Origin of the sequence: Klebsiella sp. 2680 (assembly GCF_900198535.1) — a bacterium.
Classification (GTDB): Bacteria; Pseudomonadota; Gammaproteobacteria; order Enterobacterales; family Enterobacteriaceae; genus Klebsiella; species Klebsiella indica.
The window spans coordinates 298,843-322,248 of the sequence record NZ_FZNJ01000005.1; the positions used below are offsets into that span (position 1 = coordinate 298,843).

Annotated in this window: 19 protein-coding genes and 2 rRNA genes; 9 read left to right on the forward strand and 12 right to left on the reverse strand. The window is 50.6% G+C overall.

Annotated features, from left to right (window positions below; translation table 11 throughout):
- Positions 1 to 172: 172 nt before the first annotated feature.
- The 6 genes from FN037_RS20455 to FN037_RS20480 form a co-directional block, all read right to left on the reverse strand.
- A complete protein-coding gene (locus FN037_RS20455) occupies positions 173 to 1,357 on the reverse strand; it encodes an acetyl-CoA C-acetyltransferase (RefSeq protein ID WP_185929289.1) in 1,185 nt (394 codons plus the stop codon).
- A 10-nt stretch (positions 1,358 to 1,367) separates the two neighbouring features.
- Positions 1,368 to 2,015: a 3-oxoacid CoA-transferase subunit B gene (locus FN037_RS20460; protein WP_142503064.1), complete on the reverse strand. Its 648-nt coding sequence runs from the start codon at positions 2,013 to 2,015 to the stop codon at positions 1,368 to 1,370.
- On the reverse strand, positions 2,015 to 2,671 hold the full coding sequence (gene atoD, locus FN037_RS20465) for an acetate CoA-transferase subunit alpha (protein WP_142503065.1): 657 nt from the start codon (positions 2,669 to 2,671) through the stop codon (positions 2,015 to 2,017). The genes FN037_RS20460 and atoD overlap by 1 nt, the downstream gene beginning before the upstream one ends.
- 295 nt (positions 2,672 to 2,966) lie before the next feature.
- Positions 2,967 to 3,266 (reverse strand): hypothetical protein, encoded by a 300-nt coding sequence (locus tag FN037_RS20470; protein WP_142503066.1) that lies wholly within the window; start codon positions 3,264 to 3,266, stop codon positions 2,967 to 2,969.
- Positions 3,263 to 4,606 (reverse strand): acyclic terpene utilization AtuA family protein, encoded by a 1,344-nt coding sequence (locus FN037_RS20475; protein WP_142503067.1) that lies wholly within the window; start codon positions 4,604 to 4,606, stop codon positions 3,263 to 3,265. The genes FN037_RS20470 and FN037_RS20475 overlap by 4 nt, the downstream gene beginning before the upstream one ends.
- 59 nt (positions 4,607 to 4,665) lie before the next feature.
- Positions 4,666 to 5,988 (reverse strand): CitMHS family transporter, encoded by a 1,323-nt coding sequence (locus tag FN037_RS20480; RefSeq protein ID WP_142503068.1) that lies wholly within the window; start codon positions 5,986 to 5,988, stop codon positions 4,666 to 4,668.
- A gap of 478 nt (positions 5,989 to 6,466) precedes the next feature.
- On the opposite strand from FN037_RS20480, the gene FN037_RS20485 reads away from it, so the two are divergent.
- A complete protein-coding gene (locus FN037_RS20485; protein WP_142503069.1) occupies positions 6,467 to 7,372 on the forward strand; it encodes a LysR family transcriptional regulator in 906 nt (301 codons plus the stop codon).
- A gap of 347 nt (positions 7,373 to 7,719) precedes the next feature.
- Here FN037_RS20485 and FN037_RS20490 read toward each other — a convergent pair whose 3' ends face one another.
- Positions 7,720 to 8,139 (reverse strand): FosA family fosfomycin resistance glutathione transferase, encoded by a 420-nt coding sequence (locus FN037_RS20490; RefSeq protein ID WP_138361798.1) that lies wholly within the window; start codon positions 8,137 to 8,139, stop codon positions 7,720 to 7,722.
- Positions 8,133 to 9,041, reverse strand: coding sequence for a LysR family transcriptional regulator (locus FN037_RS20495; protein ID WP_138361797.1), 909 nt, complete (start codon positions 9,039 to 9,041; stop codon positions 8,133 to 8,135). The genes FN037_RS20490 and FN037_RS20495 overlap by 7 nt, the downstream gene beginning before the upstream one ends.
- An 87-nt stretch (positions 9,042 to 9,128) precedes the next feature.
- On the opposite strand from FN037_RS20495, the gene FN037_RS20500 reads away from it, so the two are divergent.
- The 5 genes from FN037_RS20500 (at position 9,129) to trpS (ending at position 14,451) form a co-directional block, all read left to right on the forward strand.
- Positions 9,129 to 9,911 carry an NAD(P)H-dependent oxidoreductase gene (locus FN037_RS20500; RefSeq protein ID WP_142503070.1) on the forward strand — a complete coding sequence of 261 codons (783 nt, stop codon included), beginning with the start codon at positions 9,129 to 9,131 and terminating at the stop codon, positions 9,909 to 9,911.
- A 336-nt stretch (positions 9,912 to 10,247) separates the two neighbouring features.
- Positions 10,248 to 10,343, forward strand: coding sequence for a tryptophanase leader peptide (gene tnaC, locus FN037_RS20505; RefSeq protein ID WP_138361795.1), 96 nt, complete (start codon positions 10,248 to 10,250; stop codon positions 10,341 to 10,343).
- A gap of 122 nt (positions 10,344 to 10,465) precedes the next feature.
- Positions 10,466 to 11,854: a tryptophanase gene (gene tnaA, locus FN037_RS20510; RefSeq protein ID WP_142503071.1), complete on the forward strand. Its 1,389-nt coding sequence runs from the start codon at positions 10,466 to 10,468 to the stop codon at positions 11,852 to 11,854.
- Positions 11,855 to 11,993: 139 nt separating this feature from the next.
- On the forward strand, positions 11,994 to 13,238 hold the full coding sequence (gene mtr, locus FN037_RS20515; RefSeq protein ID WP_142503072.1) for a tryptophan permease: 1,245 nt from the start codon (positions 11,994 to 11,996) through the stop codon (positions 13,236 to 13,238).
- A gap of 205 nt (positions 13,239 to 13,443) precedes the next feature.
- Positions 13,444 to 14,451: a tryptophan--tRNA ligase gene (gene trpS, locus FN037_RS20520; RefSeq protein WP_138361792.1), complete on the forward strand. Its 1,008-nt coding sequence runs from the start codon at positions 13,444 to 13,446 to the stop codon at positions 14,449 to 14,451.
- A gap of 28 nt (positions 14,452 to 14,479) precedes the next feature.
- On the opposite strand, the gene FN037_RS20525 is transcribed toward trpS, so the two are convergent.
- Positions 14,480 to 15,880, reverse strand: a complete 1,401-nt coding sequence (locus FN037_RS20525; RefSeq protein ID WP_142503073.1) for a diguanylate cyclase — start codon at positions 15,878 to 15,880, stop codon at positions 14,480 to 14,482.
- Between the two features lie 512 nt (positions 15,881 to 16,392).
- Here FN037_RS20525 and FN037_RS20530 point away from each other — a divergent pair.
- The 3 genes from FN037_RS20530 to FN037_RS20540 are packed head-to-tail and all read left to right on the forward strand — an operon-like array spanning position 16,393 to position 21,310.
- Entirely contained in the window at positions 16,393 to 17,460 is a 1,068-nt protein-coding gene (locus tag FN037_RS20530; RefSeq protein ID WP_142503074.1) for an HlyD family secretion protein, read from the forward strand.
- Entirely contained in the window at positions 17,457 to 20,186 is a 2,730-nt protein-coding gene (gene rbbA, locus FN037_RS20535) for a ribosome-associated ATPase/putative transporter RbbA (protein ID WP_142503075.1), read from the forward strand. Before FN037_RS20530 ends, rbbA begins: the two co-directional genes overlap by 4 nt.
- On the forward strand, positions 20,186 to 21,310 hold the full coding sequence (locus FN037_RS20540; protein WP_138362048.1) for an ABC transporter permease: 1,125 nt from the start codon (positions 20,186 to 20,188) through the stop codon (positions 21,308 to 21,310). Before rbbA ends, FN037_RS20540 begins: the two co-directional genes overlap by 1 nt.
- A gap of 40 nt (positions 21,311 to 21,350) precedes the next feature.
- Here FN037_RS20540 and FN037_RS20545 read toward each other — a convergent pair whose 3' ends face one another.
- The 3 genes from FN037_RS20545 to FN037_RS20555 all read right to left on the reverse strand — a co-directional run.
- Positions 21,351 to 21,668: a hypothetical protein gene (locus tag FN037_RS20545; RefSeq protein ID WP_138361788.1), complete on the reverse strand. Its 318-nt coding sequence runs from the start codon at positions 21,666 to 21,668 to the stop codon at positions 21,351 to 21,353.
- Positions 21,669 to 22,594: 926 nt separating this feature from the next.
- A 5S ribosomal RNA gene (gene rrf, locus FN037_RS20550) occupies positions 22,595 to 22,710 on the reverse strand.
- A gap of 196 nt (positions 22,711 to 22,906) precedes the next feature.
- Positions 22,907 to 23,406, reverse strand: a 23S ribosomal RNA gene (locus FN037_RS20555); the annotation flags it as partial.

Below are 23,406 nucleotides of genomic sequence, written 5' to 3' on the forward strand. Positions count from 1 at the left end.
TCACGTGCAAACGGGCGCTGATATTCGCGCCAGATTTGAACGATACTGATAACGTCAGACAGTCTGCGTCAGGTAATTAACCTGTTTGAGTCCGGTATTTAATTGAACCCAGGCAGGTTAAATTCAGACGGGTGCGCTCATGGTTATATACTGGATATATTCATCTACTGCTTTAAAGGCGTTCCACAATCATTGCAATACCCTGACCGCCACCAATACATAGCGTTGCCAGGCCCAACGTTTTATCGTAGCTATGTAGCGCGTGGATCAACGTCACCAGAATGCGCGCGCCGCTGGCTCCGATCGGATGGCCCAATGCAATAGCACCGCCGTTAACATTAACCTTCTCCGGATCTAACCCCAGCTCGCGTTGTACCGCCAGATATTGAGCGGCAAACGCTTCGTTAGCTTCGATTAAATCAATGTCTTGTATTGTCAGGCCCGCTTTCAGCAGCGCTTTCTGAGTAGCGGGAATCGGCCCCAGCCCCATCACTTCGCCTGGCACCCCTGCAGAAGCCCAACTGAGGATACGAGCGAATGGCGCTATCCCCTGTTGACGCGCTTCGGATTCACGCATCAGGATCAGGGTAGCTGCCGCATCGTTAATACCGGAAGCATTTCCTGCAGTTACGGTTCCGTCGGGCAGAAAGGCCGGGCGCAGCGTGCTAAGTGAGTCCAGCGTGGTATCGGCACGCGGGAACTCATCTTTGCTGAACCAGCGGGTTTCTTTCTTCATACGCAACGTAACGGGCGTAATTTCGGCAGCGAAACGACCGCTGGTCTGTGCAACAATAGCTTTTTGCTGCGATACCAGCGCAACGCTGTCCTGATCGGCACGAGTAAAGCCGTAGCGTTTAGCAATGTTCTCCGCCGTGATGCCCATATGATAATCATTGAAGGCGCACCACAGGCCATCCGTTATCATCGAATCCACCAGTTTTCCATCGCCCATACGGTATCCCTGGCGCGCTTTTTTCAACAGGTAAGGGGCGGCGCTCATGTTTTCCATACCACCAGTAATGCAAACCTGATTATCACCAGCGGCAATGGACTGGGCCCCAAGGGCCACGGCCTTCAGGCCAGAACCACACACTTTACCAACCGTAAATGAGGGAGTTTCAAACCCAAGCCCTGCCGCCTGGCTCGCCTGGTGCGCCGGATTTTGCCCCAGCCCGGCATTCAGTACGTTACCCAGGATAACTTCGTCGATCTGCAGACCTTGAGGCAGTGCCGACAGCCCATCCTTAATCGTGGCAGCAGCCAGTTCCACCGCTGGGATATTTGCCAGGCTACCAGCAAATTTACCAATAGCAGTACGTTTGGCATTAACAATAACGACAGAATTATTCAAATTCATCATTTTCTCCTCAGTGGACTTTTAACAGTTGCAGATTGTCGGAGAGGATGAACCTGGCTTCTGTTTTCTGGCGTAGTTCGTCAAGAGTGATTTCCGGGCTAATTTCACGCAGCACCATTTGTTGGTCAATAAATTCAAATACCGCCAGTTCAGTGATGACCATGCTAACTCTGTTGACCGCCGTAAGCGGATAAGTGCATTTGTGCAGTAGCTTCGGGGTACCATTCTTCGCGCAGTGCTCAAGTGCGATTATCACTTTCCTGGCCCCCACTACCAGATCCATGGCTCCTCCCATGCCCGGTATCATTTTTCCAGGTACAACCCAATTAGCCAGGTTGGCATGCTCGTCCACCTGTAAGCCACCGAGGACGCATACATCCACATGACCACCACGGATCAATGCAAAGGAAAATGCACTATCAAACATGGCTGCGCCCGGAACCATGCCGCAAGGCTGTCCACCAGCATTGACCAGATTAGTATTGATTTCAGTGGTGGCACCTAAACCGAGAAAACCATTTTCCGACTGGAAGGTGACTTCAATATTATTTGGTACGTAGTTCGCCACTTTAGTGGGTAAACCGATCCCTAAATTGACAACATCCCCATCTTTTAACTCCATGGCAACGCGGCGTGCAATAATCGATTTTGCGTCCATTAATATTCCTCCATGTATATATGATCAACGAGTGCTGCTGGCGTCACAATACATTCCGGCGCTAATTGACCGACAGGAATAACCTGCTCGCATTGTGCAATTACAGTATTTGCAGCAAGAGCAATAAGAGGATTAAAATTACGAGCAGTGAGATGATAAACAAGGTTTCCACTGGTATCAGAGATGCTTGCCTGAATGAGTGCCAGGTCGGCACGTAAAGGTAACTCTAATAAGTATGTGGTGTTATTAATGGTAATTTTCTGTTTATTTTCTTCGACTACAGTACCCACTCCAGTTGGGGTAAGAAAACCACCAAGCCCAGCGCCGCCACAACGTATACGCTCGGCAAGCGTTCCTTGAGGCACCAGCTCAACATCCACTTCACCAGCGAGCATACGCTTACCCGTCTCTGGGTTAGTCCCGATATGTGACACGATGATTTTCTTTACCTGACCGTTAGCTATTAATGGGCCAACGCCGGTATCGGGAAAAGCGGTATCATTACCTATCAGGGTTAAATGGGTGACACCGGATTTAATAATTTCCTGCACTAATAATTCCGGAGTACCTACACCCATAAAGCCACCGAACATAATGGTCATTCCATCCTTTAAGCAAGAATGGAAATAACCCGCATCAATAATTTTGGTTTTCATTATTTAGTCACTCCTTCACACGGACAATACGCTGCCTCACCAAAAGCGGGCAACAATTTCAACGTACTTTCCGATATAATGACTTCCTAATATAAGCAGGAAAACCTGCCCATATTAATTCATTTATTGCGTGCCATATACCCGTCATACTTTAAGCTGCATGTACGTTGACTGCGTTCACTCACCCAGTCACTTACTTCAGTAAGTGACTGGGGACTCGCTCGTTTGCCGCCTTTATGCAATTCGAATTATTTAGGGTATAGATATCATTGTCAGCGATCGGATATCGCGGGTATCAAATATCCATATCAAGGATAGCAGCGCTCAGCCCTTTACCATGCATATCCAGCGCCAGAGAGCGAGTTACGCCGCCCCCCAATGCACCGTACATTACAAAGTTCAACGCACCAATCGCAGGCAATTCATAACGCACCACGTCGCCAGTGACAATATCGGCAAACCAGGCTTTCACTTTCTCAGCCGTAATAGCTTTCTTAATTTTCTCATAATCTTCCGTGCGGTAAGCAATCAGCGAAATATTTGAGGTATTGCCTTTATCACCAGTTCGGGAGTGGGCGATTTCACGCAGTTTCATGAGTTAATCTCCAGGTAATTAATCATCGGGGTAACCCGATCGCGGGCTAGTAGTGTGGAATCCATTGCCAGGATCTCTTTGACGCCTTTATTCACACCGCCGCCGCCTGCCGGACCGTTGGTATACAACGTCTCGACCTCGTTACCCACTTTCACCGCTTCAGCACGTGTGGCGCAACGTGCCGCAACGCGGGCGCGCACTTCATATGGTTCGCTGCTCTGAGAGAGTCGGGTACCGTGCAAAGCATCGATGCCGATAAGATCGAAACGTACTTCAGATGGTACAAAGCCGCAAAGCTCGAAACGGCCTTTAACGACATCCAGCGCCAGACGACCACGTGCCACAGCACCTGGGCCAGCGTACGATATTTCGCCTTCTCCGATAAAGCCATCCAGATAACCGACCGATACTTTCAAAGTATCGGTCCTGGCTCGGCCAGTGGCTCCCTGAACACGTACACAATCTTCACCCACCTGGGTAAAAGTAACAGCAGTGAAATCGGCAACCACATCCGGCGTGATATAACTGTCGGGACGGTGGATTTCATACAACATCTGCTCCTTGCAGGTATCAACACATACACGACCACCGGAGCCTTGCACCTTAGTGATAATCGCGTCACCATTTTCATCGATCTCCGCAACAGGGAAACCCAAGCGTTCAAGATGCGGAATGTCTTTGAAACCCGGATCAGCATAATAGCCGCCGGTAATCTGTCCGGCGCATTCAAGCAAATGTCCTAAACAAGTACCCTTGCCCAGATGTTCCCAGTCGTCCGCTGCCCAGTTAAATTCATACATCATCGGAGCCAGGAACAAGGACGGATCGGAGACGCGTCCAGCAATGATAATATCTGCGCCGTCACGCAGGGCTTGCACCATTGCATCGGCGCCCATATAGGCGTTAGCGGAGAGAATCTCTTTCCCACATGATGATACGGGTTTTCCAATATCATCCAGTATCGCATCGGTTTGAATCAGCACAGGATGAACATCATCACCAGTAATCACCGCGATTTTCAACTGCTTCGCGCCTAACTCCCGGGCGATTTCCAATACACGCTTTCCGGCCGCTGTTGGGTTTGCAGAACCCATATTGGTAATTATTTTGATACCTTTTTCCAGGCAGGTCGGTAATATCGCATACATTCTGTCTGCCAACAGTTCGTTGTAACCCATCTCCGGGTTCTGCTTTTTGTGTTTTTGGCCAATAGCAATAGTTCGTTCAGCCAAACATTCAAAAACGAGATACTGAATATCGCCTTTCTGAGCCAATTCAAGCGCGGGCTCGATGCGATCTCCGGCATAGCCTGCACCGGAACCTATACGGATAGTTTTCATAGCATTACCTTCTGTATTTAAAACAACTCTTATATCGATGTCGTTGTCGACGAGGTTGACTAAAGAGGGAAGACACCAAAGATGACGCAGGCAATTGTCATGACGACACTAGCCGCCCAGAGCACGGGAATTGAGAATTTCTGGTGATCGGCTAAATCGACGCCCGCCAGGCTAACCAGCAGGAAGGTGGCTGGCGTCAACGGGCTAACGGGAAAGCCAGTCGTCATTTGCCCCAATACAGATGCCTGCGCAACCTGGATGGCAGGTACGCCAAGCATTTCGCTGGTGTGTGCGATCACGGGCATGATGCCGAAGTAATATGAGTCCGGATCAAATACCAGGCTGAGTGGCATGGATATCAGACCAACAACGAATGGAATATGAGAAGCCAGTGAGGGCGGGACAAAACCAACGGCCGCTTCGGACATCGCTTTAAGCATCCCGGCACCGCCCATGATGCCAGTGAAAGCACCTGCGGCGAACAGGATACTGGCCATCATCAATGCGGCTTTGGCGTGAGCATTAATACGCGCCTTCTGCATTTCTACATTAGGGTAGTTCACTATCAGCGCCACGGTCAGTGCGACCATAAAAGCGACTGTGGGGGATATCTTCGTAAACACCATAGTGCCAATCACGCACAAAACTAACACGATGTTAATCCAGAACATATGCGGACGACGTAAGGCTTTCTCCTCGTCAGTCAATTCCTTCACATGTTCTTGTACGTTAAATGATGCAGTGCCTCTATCAGGTAAATTCCCCCTCGCCAGACAGAGGCGTTTTTCCTCTTTTTTACCCCAGTAGTAGCCCATCAGCACCATAAAGACCAAACCGCAAATCTGAGCCGGAATCAGTGGAATGAACAGATCGTGGGTGGAGATATTCAGCGCAGCAGAAGCGCGAATCATCGGGCCAGTCCAGGGCAGAAAATTAACACCTGCGCTTAATGCAGTGATGCCGACCAGAATACGCTTATCAATGCCCAGTTTATTGAACAGAGGTAACATGGCCGGTATGGTGATCAGGAAGGTAACCGCACCATTACCATCCAGGTGAGCCAGTAAAGCCAAAACGCCGGTACCAATGATAATTCTAACTGGGCTGGTACCTACCATGCGCAAAATACCGCGAATAATAGGATCAAACATTCCCGCATCCGTAACCACACCAAAAAAACAAATGGCAAACACAAACATGGCTGCCATAGGTGCCAGTTTGGTTATACCATCAACGACATATTTTGCTGTGTCGGTACCACAACCTGCCAGCAATGCACCGACAATCGGAATGACAATTAATGCTACCAAAGGGGACATTCTTTTGGTCATGATGAAAAATAAAAGGGTGGCAATGGTAAGCACACCGATTAACGCTAACATAAAGCACTCCTCTCTATTCTATTTATTACCGTTGCGCCGTTGATTGTTGCGTTTATTTAAATAAGATGTAAGTAAATATCGTTTTCATAACAAACCAGAATCAACGCATATCCCAGAACAGATATTGTTGGCTGATCTTTTTTACCATCCAGAATGACAACAGACTAACTCATAATCAGAATAGATTTATTTGAAATAAAAATGCATGCATTTTATTTGTCAAACAGATAACTAGTAAAGCATTTCATATGGATAGGTAACTAAATGTTTTTTATGTGTAATCATGAAGAAAATTACGCTTATTGACCTTCCGTGGATGTGACATGTGTTGAAAATATCATCTTTATCTCTTCCATCTTGCTGACAAGTAAGATTTAATAAATGAGGCACCGATCATAAAAACATAATAAGTTACTTGCAGTAAATGAGTATTTTAATATCCGACAATGTTGAAGGTTTGATTTCAGATAGAGGTGTTATGAATTTATCCATTAGACAATTACGGGCATTCATTACCTTAACGGAAACTCAAAGTTTTACTCGTGCAGCGCATAAAATAAACCTTTCACAGCCTGCTTTTAGCGCACTGATCGCTACTCTTGAAGACGAAATTGGTTATCGCTTATTCGATCGTGATACCCGCAAGGTGCAATTAAATGCCAACGGTATTCATTTTATCGAAGTTGCGCGACGACTAATTCAATCCCATGACGATGCAGAAAATGAAATTAGAACTTATGCCACTGGTTATAAAGGCAAAATTGTGCTCGCGTTATTACCGTCTATGGCCGTGGAATGGTTGCCACAGGTGCTGGCTCAACATCACCATGAACATCCTGATATTAAAGTGGAACTACTGGATACACAATGGGATCGCTGCCTGAAAGCAATTCTGGACAAACACGCTGATCTGGCGTTGATGGCCGGTCAACCTTCTCCAGGAACCTTTAGGTCACGTATGCTGTTTGCTGATGATTTTTTTCTTATTTGCCACAGAACTCATCCGCTGGCACAACGACAGAATGTAGATGTTTCAGAAGTTGCACAATACACATTTGTTGGATTCTCTCAAGGGACCAGCATCCGCCAGTACACTGATCAACTGATGACGCCACACAGTTTTAACTATGTGCTGGAAGTGCGTCAGTTGACAACCATGATGGGATTAGTAGCGGCTAACTATGGCGTTAGTATCGTCACGGGATTGACGTTGTTTCAGTTCCAACATAAGGACATTGCTATCGTCCCATTCCGTGATTTATCGTTACAGCGCGGTATCTATCTGGTAACAGATAAAGAACGCCAACTGTCACAATGCGCCAAAGATTTTTATGATCTTTTGCTGACTAAAGCAGAGTGTTTTATGCCACGTTCAGTAAGTTGACCAACCAGACTGCAGGAATATTTATCCTGTTTATTGAACATCAAATAATAATAGTTTTTCCTGAGGTTAGTATTTATTAACACCATATACTTTAATTGAAAACCTAAGCGCAACATCACGTCGGAATGTACAACTTATACTTTGTATTTATACACTCCATAGTGAGCATCTCAATTTTCTCAGTTCAAGTTCGATCACTGTTCACCTCCGTGCGCTAATAATACAAATGACCTCATTTCCACTTTCATAGCATTCCTGTCAGTAAAAGCGCCAGGCCAAAGATCAACACCGCCAACGCGAAACAAATCCATGTTTTCTGATATTGTCCCTACGTTGTTTTCATCCATTCACTCCCCAAAAAACACCATCCCCTTATAGGGTTTCTCCCGGCAGGACGCCAGACGCCTGGCGAGATCGCCAACGTGCAACTCCAGCTTGTGACCGTCTGGATCGAGGAAGTAGTGCGATGCCCCTTCGCTTTTATTCACCTTCCATACCGCCACGCCAGCAACCTCGAGGCGGGCGGCAAAGCGGGCAAAATCCTCTTCCGCTATGCTAAACGCATAATGTGTGTAGTCGCTTTCCTCCGGCGGGGGAACGCGCCGTTGCGGATCCAGCGACAGACACAGCCAGAGATCGCCGCAGGAGAGATACGCACCGGTATCCCACGTCGCGTGCAATCTCATACCCAGAAGCTGCTGATAAAACATAATGGCTGGTGCCAGTTGGCTGACTGCCAGGGTCAGATGATTCAATCCGCTTAACATGGCTTATCCTCTAATGACATCACGATTTGCTGACGTAGCCACCGATGCGCCGGGTCACGGTGCCAGCGTTCATGCCACAGCATCAGCATATCAAATCCCGCCACCGCCAGCGGCGGTTCGACCACCGTCAGGCCGCCAGCGCCACGGACCAGCCGTTCCGGCAGCACCGCCACCAGCTCGCTATTGCGCAGGGTTTCCAGCATAAACAGAAAATGTGGCACAGAAAGCACAACCCGGCGGGTTAGCCCCAGATTCGCCAGTGCGCTATCAGTCGCGGCGCTGAATCCTCCGCCTTCCGGCGAGACAATCACCTGTTCCAGCTGGCAGAACTGTTCCAGGCTTAACGCAGATTGCAGAGCCCAATGCCCCACTCTGCCCGCCAGCACGTAGCGCTCACGAAACAACAAACGCTGATGTAGTCCCGGCGGCGCGCCATCGTGAGTATGAAAAAACAGATCCACTTCATCTCGCTCCGCCTGCTGTATCAGCCGGGAAGGTTGCAGCCTGTATACCGCCAGACGACTGAGCGGGGAAGCAATTCGCAGCGCATTAATCACCGGTAGCAAAATTGCCGATGCCATATAGTCCGTCGCCGCCACTCGCCAGGTCTGCACCGCTGTCTGCGGATCAAACCCCTGAGCTGGCGTCACTGCCAGCTCCAGCGCCAGTAGCGCATCGCGCAGAGGACCGCGTAGTTCATCGGCGCGAGCGGTGGGCTGCATACCCCGCGGCCCAGGCAGCAGCAGAGGATCGGCAAATATTTCACGCAACCTTGCCAGTTGCACGCTAACCGACGGCTGCGACAAATTAAGGCGTTGCGCCGCACGGGTCACATTATTTTCACTGAGCAGGACATCAAGAGTGCGGAGCAGATTAAGATCCAGACGCTGGAGATTAGACATAACTATACCTGTTATTAAAGTAATTCATTTTTACTATAACGCCAGCCCCTCTACTCTGCAGTTCTCCATTGCTCAGAGGTGATCTCAATGAATGTGTTACTGGTTTATGCCCATCCTGAACCGCGTTCCCTTAACGGCGCGTTGAAAGATTTTACCGTGCAGCGTCTGCACAATGCCGGTCACGAAGTTCAGGTTTCCGATCTTTACGCCATGCGCTGGAAGGCCGGATTTGATGCCGATGACAGCAGCGCCCCGCCGGTGGGGGCGTGCTGGCGAGCGACGCTGGATTCGCAATACGCCTTTGCTCATGGTACACAACGCGAGGATATCGTTCGCGAACAAGAGAAGCTACTGTGGGCCGATACGGTAATTTTTCAGTTTCCGCTGTGGTGGTTTTCTATGCCCGCTATCATGAAAGGCTGGATTGACCGGGTCTACGCTTACGGGTTTGCCTACGGCGTCGGCGAGCACAACGAAAAACACTGGGGCGATCGCTACGGTGAAGGGACGTTCGCGGGCAAACGGGCGATGCTGATCGTTACCGCTGGAGGGTGGGCGGAGCACTACTCGTCTCGGGGGATTAACGGCTCTATCGACGACATCCTGTTCCCTATTCAGCACGGGATCCTGTTCTATCCTGGCTTCGACGTACTGCCACCGCTGGTATTTTACCGTACAAATAAAATAGATGATTCGCGCTTCGCCACATTGTGCGAGGAACTGGCCCGACGGCTGGATACGTTATCCGAAACCGCTCCGATTCCCTTCCGCCGCCAGAATCAGGGCGACTATCTGATCCCGTCGTTAACGCTGCGCCCGGAACTGGCGCCGGGAGAAAGCGGCCTTAGCATTCATCTCAGCCACAAGTGATCTTTCTGCAAGTTGCAGGACAAAACGATTAACCGTTTGCACAACGCTTGTGCTGGCCTCAAAAAGGCAAGGCTCAGGGATGAGCCGGGTCACCGTAGCCGAGGGCGACCCGAATTATTTTTTGAACATATACACTAAATAATACATACAACCGCAATCAAAGAAATAAAAAACCATAACGAACCAACCAGATAATCAAAGCTGCTAGAAACACGATGAATGTCAAAGTTTGTCACTGTGCTTATCGATAAATAACATTTTGTGATTTCAATCGCGGTTATTTTTTCCTTTTTCCCTATTTTGATTACACCCTTTAACCAACAAGAGGACGATGTAATGATACCTAAATCGATTTATCGTCTCATCGCCCAGGGTGGCCTGGACGACTGGTATAATTTGGATCACCGCATCACCAACGACTTCCCTCGTTAATTCTCCGCTGCTGCTTACTCTCTGAAAAATTAATTTATTACTGCGTTTAGTCGTTATTTGTCGCGCCTGTTATTTGTCGCCAGATAACTAAACGCGGCACAGCATTCCCATGGAGAAAATAAATGAAACGTATCCCTGAACCGTTCCGCATTAAAATGGTTGAAAACATTCGTATGACCACCTTTGACGATCGCGTGAAAGCCCTGGAAGAAGCGGGCTACAATCCGTTTTTGCTTAATAGTCAGGATGTTTATATTGACCTGTTAACCGACTCTGGTACCGGCGCCATGAGCGACCACCAGTGGGCCGGGCTGATGATGGGCGACGAAGCTTATGCCGGGTCGCGCAACTATCAGCACCTGTGTGAAAAGGTCAAAGAGATCATCGGCTATCCATACACCATTCCAACCCATCAGGGACGCGGCGCGGAGCAGATCCTGTTCCCGAGCCTGATTGCCCGCCGCAAGTCGGCGCATCCGGTATTTATTTCTAACTTCCACTTCGATACCACCGCCGCTCACGTCGAACTCAACGGTGCAAAAGCCATTAACGTGGTGACGCCGAAAGCCTTCGACACCACCTCCTGGTATGACTGGAAAGGCAATTTTGACATCGATTTGCTGAAAACGACCATCGCCGAGCAGGGTGCGGAAAACGTGGTGGCAATCATTACGACCGTCACCTGCAATAGCTCAGGCGGCCAGCCAGTATCGCTGGCCAATATGCGCGAGGTGTATCAGATCGCTCGTCAGAATAATATTCCGGTGGTGATCGACTCAGCCCGTTTCTGCGAAAACGCCTGGTTTATTAAACAACGTGAAGAGGGCTATGCCGATAAGTCGGTGAAAGAGATTATTCTGGAGATGTACCAGTACGGCGATATGCTGACCATGTCCGCCAAGAAGGACCCGATGGTCAATATTGGCGGGTTGTGCTGCTTCCGCGATGACGTAGCGTTATTCAACGAAGTGCGCATTCGCTGCGTGCCGATGGAAGGCTTTGTCACTTACGGCGGACTGGCGGGACGTGATATGGAAGCAATGGCTATCGGCCTCGAAGAAGGGACCAACGAGGACTATCTCGCTTATCGTATTAACCAGGTGGAATACCTTGGCGAACGCCTGCGTGAAGGCGGCATTCCGATTCAGTATCCGACTGGCGGCCATGCGGTGTTCGTCGATGCCAAACTACTGCTACCACATATCCCGCCAGAGCAGTTCCCGGCCCACGCCTTAAACAACGAACTCTACCTGGAGGCCGGAATTCGCAGCGTGGAAATTGGTTCCCTGCTGCTGGGGCGCGACCCGGAAACCGGCAAGCAGAAGTCGTCGCCGATGGAGCTATTACGTCTGACCATTCCGCGCCGCGTCTACACTAACGATCATATGGACTATATCGCTGATGCACTGCTCGCCGTTAAGGCCCGTGCCGCAACGATTAAGGGCTTGACCTTCACCTATGAACCACCGGTACTGCGCCACTTCGTCGCCAGACTGAAGCCGGTGAAATAACCTCCCCATAGCGCTCCCGCAACGGGAGCGCTTTTAATCACAAGTCGGTACCAATACGCTCAATCACTCGGGTTGCGTCCGGGTAGCTGTTTGCGCAGCCTGTTATTTAATAAATATAGCCGCATGAGGAATACACCTTATGGCTACATTATCGGTTACAAAAAATACGCCATCGCTCATTGGCGGAGCGATGATCATTGGCGGTACAATTATTGGCGCGGGTATGTTCTCTTTACCAGTGGTGATGTCCGGAGCCTGGTTTTTTTGGTCGCTGCTGGCGCTCATATTAACCTGGTTTTGTATGCTTCACTCCGGATTAATGATCCTGGAAGCGAATCTGAATTATCATATTGGCGCCAGCTTCGACACAATTACCAAAGATTTACTGGGAAACGGCTGGAATATTATTAATGGTGCGACCGTCGCTTTTGTATTATATATTTTGACCTACGCCTATATTTCCGCCAGCGGTTCAGTTATTCAGCATACTTTCGCGCAAATAAATCTCGCTGTACCAGCGCGCTTAGGCGGCCTTGGGTTCGCGCTGGTGGTCGCCTTTATTGTCTGGCTCAGTACCAGAGCGGTAAGCCGGATGACCACCATCGTGCTGGGTGCCAAAATTATAACCTTCTTTATGACCTTTGGCGGCCTGATGTGGCATGTTGAACCCGCCATTCTGTTCAACCGCTCGGAAGCCAATGCGACGTATCTGCCTTATGTTCTAATGACGCTGCCGTTCTGTCTGGCATCATTTGGCTATCACGGCAACGTCCCCAGCCTGATGAAATATTACGGTAAAGACCCGCTCATCATTCGCCGCTGCCTGCTGTTCGGTACGCTGATGGCACTGGTGCTGTATATTATCTGGCTGGTGGGCACTATGGGCAATATTCCGCGCCCGGCGTTTATCGATATCGCCGCGAAAGGCGGCAATATCGATGTACTGGTGCAAACCTTGAGCGGTCTGCTGAACAGTTCGACGCTGGATTTACTCCTGACCGTTTTTTCCAACTTCGCCGTCGCCAGTTCGTTCCTTGGCGTGACTCTCGGCCTGTTTGATTATCTGGCGGATCTGTTTAAGTTTAACGATAGTCGACTGGGACGTTTTAAAACCGCGCTGGTCACCTTTCTGCCGCCAATCGTCGGCGGACTGCTGTGGCCAAACGGTTTTATCTATGCCATCGGCTTCGCTGGTCTTGCCGCCACCGTCTGGGCAGCTATCGTACCTGCTCTGCTGGCGCGTGCCTCACGTCGGCGTTTCGGCAGCCCAAACTATCGGGTATGGGGCGGTAATGCCATGATTCTGCTGATCTTATGCTTCGGCGGCGTCAACGCGCTAATTCATATTTTATCCAGCGTTAACCTGATGCCGGTTTATCGCTAAGTGAAAAACTGCTTTTACTGCCCTCACTTTTCGTGGCAGGATAACCGTTATGAACAGAAACGTTGTCGTTGCCTACTCGCGTCGTTGGTGGCTGCCTGTATAACAGGCGGCATGATTACGTTTCCTCTATTCAAAGCCGCCGGAAGGCGGCTTTGCTGTTTCTGAGTGGCGCCTTTCGGCCTGATTACACCGTAAGGAGTGACTCATGACCACCACACAAACTATTCTTACCGGCGATCGTCCCACCGGCCAACTGCACCTCGGCCATTACGTCGGCTCCCTGCGCCAGCGCGTACAGCTTCAGCATGACCATCAACAATTTATCCTGATTGCGGACCTGCAAGGGCTCACCGATAACGGTAATAACCCACAAAAAGTCAGCAGCAATATTCTTGAAGTGATGGCTGATTATCTGGCCGTCGGCATCGACCCGCAAAAAACCACCATCTGCCTGCAATCGGCCCTGCCGGCACTGGCCGAACTCAGCGCGCTGTACATGAATATCGTCACCGTCTCCCGCGTCGAGCGTAATCCCACGGTTAAAAATGAAATCGCCCAGAAGGGCTTTTCCCGTTCGCTGCCGGTCGGATTTTTAGCCTATCCCATTAGTCAGGCCGCCGATATCACCGCCTTCAAAGCCGAGCTGGTGCCTGTGGGCGACGATCAACTGCCAATGATTGAACAGACCAACGAGATCGTGCACAAAATGAATAGCCTGACGACAACACCGATATTGCGGCACTGTAAAGCCCTCCTCAGCGAAGTCAGCCGTCTGCCCGGCATCGACGGCAATGCCAAGATGTCGAAATCGCTGGGAAATACGCTCACGCTTTCGGCCAGCGAAGAGGAGATTCATCGTACGGTCAGCGCCATGTATACCGATCCCAATCATCTCCGAGTCGCCGATCCCGGCCAGACAAAAGGTAACGTTGTCTTCACGTATCTCGACGCCTTTCATCCTGATAAGGCATTGGTTGCAGACATGAAAGCGCACTATCAGCGTGGAGGGCTGGGGGACCGACAATGCAAAAATGAACTCGAGTCCTGTCTTCAGGCATTGCTGGCGCCGATGCGTGAACGTCGGGCAACCTGTATTCAGGATAAAGGTATGCTACTGGAACTGCTGCGCCAGGGAAGCAAGCGGGCGCATCAGTTAACGCAGCAGACGCTGTATGAAGTGAAACGCGGCCTTGGATTACCGGTGCTGTTCTGAACGCCCCGGGCGCAGGCGAAAACCGGGATTAATGACCGCTGTCGCCTTCGTGCAATTTCACGCAGTTGCGCCCATTGCGCTTGGCAACATACAATGCGCTGTCGGCGTCGCGCAGCAGCAGATTGTAATCCGGATGACCGGTGTGGGCGGCGTAGCCAATGCTGACGGTAAGCGAAACCTCGCTCTCCGCACCAACGTCAAACGCCAGTTGGCTAATTTTCTGGCGCAGACGATCGAGAATCGTAAAAGCTTCCGCCGCACCGGTCTCCACCAGCACCAGCAGAAACTCTTCTCCACCGTAGCGGAAGATATAGTCGCTGGAGCGGATATTATCGCTGATGAGCTCCGCGATGAGCTTGATCGCACGGTCGCCTACCATATGCCCCCAGTGATCATTGATCTCTTTGAAATGGTCAATATCAATAATGGCCACCGTCATCGGCAACTCATAATTCATCGCCAGGGCGACTTCATGCTTGAGAACCACCGGCAGATAACGGCGGTTCAACAGGCTGGTCAGCGCATCTTTGCCACCTTGCATCTGCGTTAAACTGCTAAAGAGAACAGCGAGCTGGCTGCCAATCTGCTGACAATGGATATGGATACCCTGTAACAGACTTTGGGTATTTTTATAGTCTGAGCCTTCCACCGAGGCTTTCCAGGCGGATAACAGAGTATCCACCTTGTTAATTAAGTCAGCGATTTCTTGCATTTGCGGATTTTTATTAAAATAACGCACGCATTTATGGCGGAACCACAAACCAAACTCCGAATCAGACAATAACGTACTGTTAATATCCGTTTTATTATCGCTGACAATATTAAAAATAGCGGTATTTTCCCATCCGGAGAGTGAAGCCTGCTGTTTTCCGTATTCCAGCGGCACGTTATCCATCAGACTATACAGGCGGTAAGCCTCTTCATTTTTTGTCGCCCGAGAGTGCGATAAAGTATAAGCATGACACATCATCTCTATCGCCATACTAATCGCCATGCTGGCGTAGTGGATGGCGGCGATGCTGGTTTCACGGTCAATGGTGCTATCGCGGATAGTTTCAATCAATCCGGCCTTCAACTGACGCGCGCCGCGCAGTACGGCCTCTGCCGGGATCCCGATGCGCGAATGAATGCTGCCGATCAGGTACTGCCGTTCCGCCAGCGCCTGCAGGCCCGCTTTCTCACATGTCAGGAGGTCTTTCACCCACCCGGCCAGCGAGCTACTGAGCCGCTCCTGGACTAAATCATAGGTGAGATACCGTGCGATATCCGGATCCTGGAAAATAAAGTCATAAAAACGGGTCGCTAACGCTTCCGCCTGCTGCCCCGCAATATTTTTAAGTACCGACTTCACTTCCGGCGTCAGGCTGTCGTACAACGGCAACCACTCCTTAAAAATAAGGGCAATATATTTTTGACTTTCATCTTTCATTGAATACAGCACTCGCCAGGCGTTAGTGTATTTTCAGGGCCGGAGATCATACAACAGTTCACCCAGGGTAACCAGATTAAAAATGCGCCAGCCAGCCACCAATAATATCCTCTGGTTATTAGCCATGAAGGCATTGCTTATCGATACGAAGATAAAATGAACTGACGCCCGGAGCCGTAATCTCAATAAATATCATGGGGAATATTGGCTCCCGGTTTCTTCTGCTGTTTTTCTGTTAACCTTGCAACAAGTCCATGCTTTGCATATGGACATATTTATTGCGGGTGCTAGTCTTGCCTTGACGGTAGAAAAAATATGCGTGTTTCATTTAAGGCGAGGATTGCTGATGATGACCACATTAATCGCACCTCCTTCTGACCGGTTAGCAGTTCCTCAGCCCCCCTGCGCCGACTGGCCCTTCCCTTCATTCCTCACTTCTCTGAAGAGACAGTACTTCACTATGCGAAGAAGAAACACGCGCCACTCAGCAAATGGAACAAAGCGAGTCGTGTATGGACAAAATCAAACGGCGTTGGGTTGGATTCACTGCGGCTTTACTGATGGTGATAGCCGCCGCGGCATGGTGGATGCTACGCCCGCCAGGGGTTCCGGCAGGTTTTGCCAGCAGCAATGGCAGAATTGAGGCGACCGAAGTCGACATCGCCACAAAAACCGCCGGACGTATCGCCACGATTCGGGTTAATGAGGGACAGTTTGTCCGCCAGGGCGAAGTCCTGGCCCGGATGGATATCCGGGTACTCAACGAACAGCGCCTGGAAGCCTCCGCACAAATTAAGGAAGCGGAAAGCGCAATCGCCGCTGCCAAAGCGCTGCTCGACCAGCGCCAAAGCGAAATGCGCGCCGCCGAAGCAGTGGTGAAGCAACGCCAGGCCGAATTAAATTCCGCCGCCAAACGCCACGCTCGCTCCAGCACGCTATCACAACGCGGCGCAGTCTCCGCTCAACAGCTTGACGACGATCGGGCGACAGCGGAAAGCGCCAGGGCAGCGCTGGAATCAGCAAAAGCGCAAGTGTCAGCGGCCAGAGCGGCTATCGAGGCGGCGCGAACCAACATTATTCAGGCCAAAACCCGGGTCGAAGCAGCTCAGGCCACCGAACGTCGAATCATCGCCGATATTGACGATAGCGAACTTAAAGCACCGCGCGATGGCCGTATTCAGTATCGCGTTGCTGAGCCGGGAGAAGTGCTGGCAGCAGGTGGTCGGGTGCTAAATATGGTCGACTTGTCCGATGTCTATATGACCTTCTTCCTGCCCACTGAACAGGCAGGTCTGTTGGCGCTGGGCAGCGAAGCGCGGATTATCCTTGATGCCGCACCGAATCTGGTCATTCCGGCCAATATCAGTTTTGTCGCCAGCGTAGCGCAATTTACCCCAAAAACGGTAGAAACCCGCGACGAGAGGCTGAAGCTGATGTTTCGCGTCAAAGCCCGCATTCCGCCTGAATTACTTGTACAGCATCTTGAGTATGTGAAAACGGGCCTGCCCGGCATGGCCTGGGTAAGGCTGGATAACCAGCAGACGTGGCCCGAAGCATTGACGGTGAGGGTGCCGCGATGAAAACGGTCGCCAGCCTGGAAAATGTGAGTCAGCACTTTGGCGCCACCGTCGCCCTAAAGGACATTACGCTGAATATTCCCGCCCGCGGTATGGTGGGGCTGATCGGGCCTGATGGCGTGGGTAAATCCAGCCTGCTATCGCTGATTTCCGGTGCGCGAGTGATTGAGCATGGTAGCGTCATGGTTCTCGGCGGTGACATGCACGATGCGCGTCACCGTCTGAATGTGTGTCCCAAAATCGCCTGGATGCCTCAGGGACTGGGGAAGAATCTCTATCATTCCTTGTCGGTATACGAAAACATTGAGTTCTTTGCCCGCTTATTCGGTCATGACAAGGCCGAACGCGAAAGCCGGATCAATGCGTTGCTGCACAGCACGGGGCTGACGCCGTTTCGCGACCGTCCGGCAGGGAAACTCTCCGGAGGGATGAAGCAAAAGCTTGGTCTCTGCTGCGCGCTTATTCACGATCCGCAGTTGTTGATCCTTGATGAACCCACTACCGGGGTCGATCCCCTCTCCCGGGCACAATTCTGGGATTTGATCGACAGCATTCGCCAGCGTCAGCCGGAAATGAGCGTACTGGTCGCCACCGCCTATATGGAAGAGGCGGAACGTTTTGACTGGCTGGTCGCGATGAATGCGGGAGAGATACTGGCGACCGGCAGCGCCGAAGAATTAAAAGCCCAAACGGAGAGCCGGACGCTGGAGCAGGCCTTTATTGCTCTGTTGCCGGAGACGCAGCGCCGGGCGCATAAAGAGGTGCTCATTCCGCCGCGCAACGCCGGGGAGAATGACATTGCAATTGAAGCTCGCGATCTGACGATGCGCTTCGGTAATTTTATCGCCGTTGATCATGTTAACTTTCGCATCGCCCGTGGCGAAATTTTCGGTTTCCTCGGTTCTAACGGCTGCGGTAAATCCACGACCATGAAAATGCTGACCGGGCTGCTACCGGCCAGCGAAGGCGAAGCGTGGCTGTTTGGCCAGCCAGTGGATCCTAAGGACATCGAAACCCGTCGTCGTGTCGGCTATATGTCGCAATCCTTTTCCCTCTATAGCGAGCTGACCGTCCGGCAAAACCTCGAACTGCATGCTCGCCTGTTCCATATTCCGGATATCGAGATCCCCGATCGGGTTGCTGAGATGAGCCGGCGCTTTATGCTGGAAGACGTTGTGGATACTCTGCCCGCCTCACTGCCATTGGGGATTCGTCAACGATTATCACTGGCGGTAGCGGTGATTCACCGCCCGGAAATGTTAATTCTTGATGAACCGACCTCCGGCGTCGATCCCATTGCCCGGGATATGTTCTGGCAACTGATGGTCGATTTAGCCCGTCAGGATCGGGTGACGATTTTTATCTCCACCCACTTTATGAACGAAGCGGAACGCTGCGATCGCATTTCGCTTATGCATGCCGGGAAGGTGTTAGCCAGTAATACGCCGCAGGCACTGGTCGAACAGCGTGGAACGGATAGCCTCGAAGCAGCGTTTATCGCCTGGCTACGGGAGGCAGCAGACGCCGCCCGGCCACCAGAGGTTGAGCGCGCACAGGGTCCTGTTAATGCACTTAAAAACGAAATGCCGCAACCGCGTCAGGCATTTAGCTTGTCCCGCCTGTTTAGCTACAGTCGCCGCGAGGCGCTTGAGTTACGCCGCGATCCGGTACGATCGATCCTGGCATTGCTCGGCACCGTGATCCTGATGTTTATTATGGGCTATGGGATCAGTATGGACGTTGAAGATCTGCGATTCGCGGTGCTCGACCGTGACCAGACCATCAGTAGCCAACGCTGGTCGCAAAATATCACCAGCTCACGCTACTTTATTGAACAAGCGCCGTTGCAAAGTTATAGCGAACTGGACAGACGAATGCGCGACGGCGAACTGGCGGTGGCTATCGAGATTCCGCCCAATTTCGGCCGCAATATCGCCCGGGGTACGCCGGTGCAAATTGGCGTGTGGGTGGATGGTGCGATGCCAAACCGGGCGGAAACAATACGCGGCTACGTGCAGGCAATGCATCTGGCCTGGCTACAGGAAATGGCTGCTCGTCAGTCGAGCCCCAAGCGCGATACTTCTCTGATTTCCATCGAAACCCGTTACCGCTATAACCCGGATGTGAAGAGTCTGCCAGCCATTGTCCCGGCGGTTATTCCACTGCTATTGATGATGATCCCGGCGATGCTCAGCGCGCTTAGCGTCGTTCGCGAAAAAGAGCTTGGCTCAATAATTAATTTATACGTGACGCCAACCACCCGTAGCGAATTTCTGCTGGGTAAACAGATGCCGTATATCGCTCTGGGGATGTTCAACTTCTTTCTGCTTTGTGGGCTGTCGGTATTTGTCTTTGGCGTGCCGCATAAAGGGAGCTTTTTGACTCTCATGCTGGCCGCGCTGCTCTATATCACTATTGCTACCGGGCTCGGCCTGCTGATCTCAACCTTTATGAAAAGCCAGATTGCGGCGATTTTTGGCACCGCGATCATCACGCTTATCCCGGCGACGCAGTTTTCAGGAATGATCGATCCCGTTGCCTCGCTGGAAGGGCCAGGCCGCTGGATTGGTCAAATTTATCCAACCAGCCACTTTCTGACGATTGTGCGGGGGACGTTTTCGAAGGCGCTGAATCTGACAGATCTATGGATGTCCTTTATACCTCTGCTCATTGCTGTTCCGCTGGTGCTTGGCCTGAGCGTATGGCTGCTGAAAAAACAGGAGGGATGATGCGCGGATTACGCAATATTTATAATCTGGGCGTGAAAGAGCTACGCAGTCTGCTAGGCGATAAAGCAATGCTGACATTAATCGTATTCGCTTTTACCGTCTCGGTATACTCCTCCGCCACCGTGATGCCCGGATCGTTGCATTTAGCCCCTATCGCCATCGCTGATATGGATAAATCCCAGCTCTCATCGCGTATTATTAACGGCTTTTATCGGCCCTGGTTTTTACCGCCTGAACTCATTACCGCTGATGAAATGGACGCGGGCCTGGATGCCGGGCGCTACACTTTCGCCATTAATATTCCGCCCGAATTTCAGCACGATGTGCTGGCCGGACGCCAGCCAGAGCTACAGGTTAACGTTGACGCTACGCGAATGAGTCAGGCGTTTACCGGTAATAGCTATATTCAGAATATCGTCACTGGTGAGGTAAATAGCTTTGTCGCTCGCTATCGGGATAACAGCTCGCTGCCGGTTGAGCTGAACGTCAGGATGCGTTTTAATCCGAACCTTGAACAAGAACGTTTCGGTGCGGTAATGGCGATTATCAACAATATCACCATGCTGGCGATTGTTCTTACCGGTTCGGCGCTGATACGCGAGCGTGAACACGGCACCGTGGAACATCTGTTGGTTATGCCGGTCACGCCGTTTGAGATTATGCTGGCGAAAATATGGTCAATGGGGCTGGTCGTGCTGGTGGTTTCCGGTCTATCCCTGATATTGATGGTTCAGGGGGTTCTTCAAGTGCCGATTGAAGGTTCCGTACCGCTGTTTATGCTGGGGGTGGCCCTGAGTCTGTTTGCCACCACCTCGATTGGCATTTTTATGGGGACGGTGGCGCGTTCAATGCCGCAACTGGGTTTGTTGATGATTCTGGTCCTTTTACCGTTGCAGATGCTCTCAGGGGGATCAACGCCGCGGGAAAGTATGCCGCAGGCGGTGCAGGACATCATGCTCACCATGCCGACAACCCATTTTGTCAGCCTCGCGCAAGCGATTCTGTATCGGAGTGCGGATTTCGCAATAGTCTGGCCGCAGTTTCTGACGCTTCTGGCTATTGGTAGTGTGTTTTTTACGATTGCGCTACTGCGCTTTCGTAAGACCATCGGTGCAATGGCATGAGCCAGTACCGTTATTGCAATATCAGGTAGTGGTATCTGCGTTATTTATTACGGTTCATAAAGCGGCGCAGCAGCCAGGTGAACCCCATTGCCATGCTGAATAAGATAAACAACAGTAGCACCCAACTGACTGAGATTCGCAGCAACGTATTTAGCGTCATAAAGGGCTGAAGATACACGGTAAATGAGTGATCTACAGGCTTTCCCAGCAGAGTCATAACGCCATCCGTCAGCCATACCAGCACCCGGCAGACCAGCCAGATAATCGCAGGCCAGCAGAGCAAAACCAGAAAGGTGAAACGCTCCTGAATATAAATTATCAGTTGGCGCAGAGGAGGACAGTTGATCAAAATTTTCATTTATATTCTATATTCTCATATTGCCAGCCGGTGACATACATCAGTCGTCAAAAGACGTTATCGGATTCACCGCCATACAGGTGATGCTTCCTATGTTTTATCAGATTTGAATTAACCTGAATCCGATCGAGTTAACAAAGTGTTAAGGACACTAAGACATTTGTCTGAAAAAGTCCAGCCATTACGCCATTGTTCTACATTAAGCGAGGGTATTGTCGCCATTTGTTAATATAATTATATTATCGTAACTAAATAATTATACTTAAAATAAGCCACACCGTATTCACATTCAACATTAAGACTTTTCCCTATATATTCATTCACTATCAGAACTAAAAAATAATAACGCCATAAGGTAACCCATTGTATTTTATATATTAAATTAATATTATTATTTAGTTTCAAGCAATGATGTTGTTCTTAAAGACCATGTCTGAGAATAGCTTTTGCCTTGCATCGCCACAGCATTGGCTCTTTTAGTTACCGCCCGAAGTGAATGATATAAATTATTTTTATCAAAATCATACCCATGATTACCGTATAACTCATGAAGTTGCCTGTTACTGATAGCAGTACAACAGGTAGGCGTTGTTCTATCAGTCACAATCCGTTAGTTTTACTCCAGAAGCTAAAGTAAGATCTCAACCAGTGGCAACCCTTTCATTAATTTGCCACCTTTTAATCGAGCTGCCAGGGGTAAAGTTTCCTCTCCTCAGCATTCAGACAACAGAATATGAAGGTATCTGAAAGCAAAAATGTTGTGGCATATTGAAAATATGGGGCAACAACACTTAGTCAGCCAGATCTGACCGCATCCCTGACCATTTTTTATTATCCTTAACGAAAAAGCCCATTCGTCAGGATGGGCTTAGACGACAAAAAGCAAAAGGCCCAGTCTTTCGACTGAGCCCTTTGCTTTATTTGATGCCTGGCAGTTCCCTACTCTCGCATGGGGAGACCCCACACTACCATCGGCGCTACGGCGTTTCACTTCTGAGTTCGGCATGGGGTCAGGTGGGACCACCGCGCTACGGCCGCCAGGCAAATTCTTTGTGCTCTGTCCTGTGTCTTTTGCGCTGATACTGCGTTGGCTGCTCTGGCGAACGTCAGTCACATACTCTTGTATGCTCCTTCCTTTACTTCTCTTGCCGCCTTGTCTCAGCGCAAAATCCTTCGGACTCTGAATCTAAGCTGAATATTGTCTCTGTCTCTCACCGCCAAAACATCTTCGGCGTTGTAAGGTTAAGCCTCACGGTTCATTAGTACCGGTTAGCTCAACGCATCGCTGCGCTTACACACCCGGCCTATCAACGTCGTCGTCTTCAACGTTCCTTCAGGAGACTCTAAGTCTCAGGGAGAACTCATCTCGGGGCAAGTTTCGTGCTTAGATGCTTTCAGCACTTATCTCTTCCGCATTTAGCTACCGGGCAGTGCCATTGGCATGACAACCCGAACACCAGTGATGCGTCCACTCCGGTCCTCTCGTACTAGGAGCAGCCCCCCTCAGTTCTCCAGCGCCCACGGCAGATAGGGACCGAACTGTCTCACGACGTTCTAAACCCAGCTCGCGTACCACTTTAAATGGCGAACAGCCATACCCTTGGGACCTACTTCAGCCCCAGGATGTGATGAGCCGACATCGAGGTGCCAAACACCGCCGTCGATATGAACTCTTGGGCGGTATCAGCCTGTTATCCCCGGAGTACCTTTTATCCGTTGAGCGATGGCCCTTCCATTC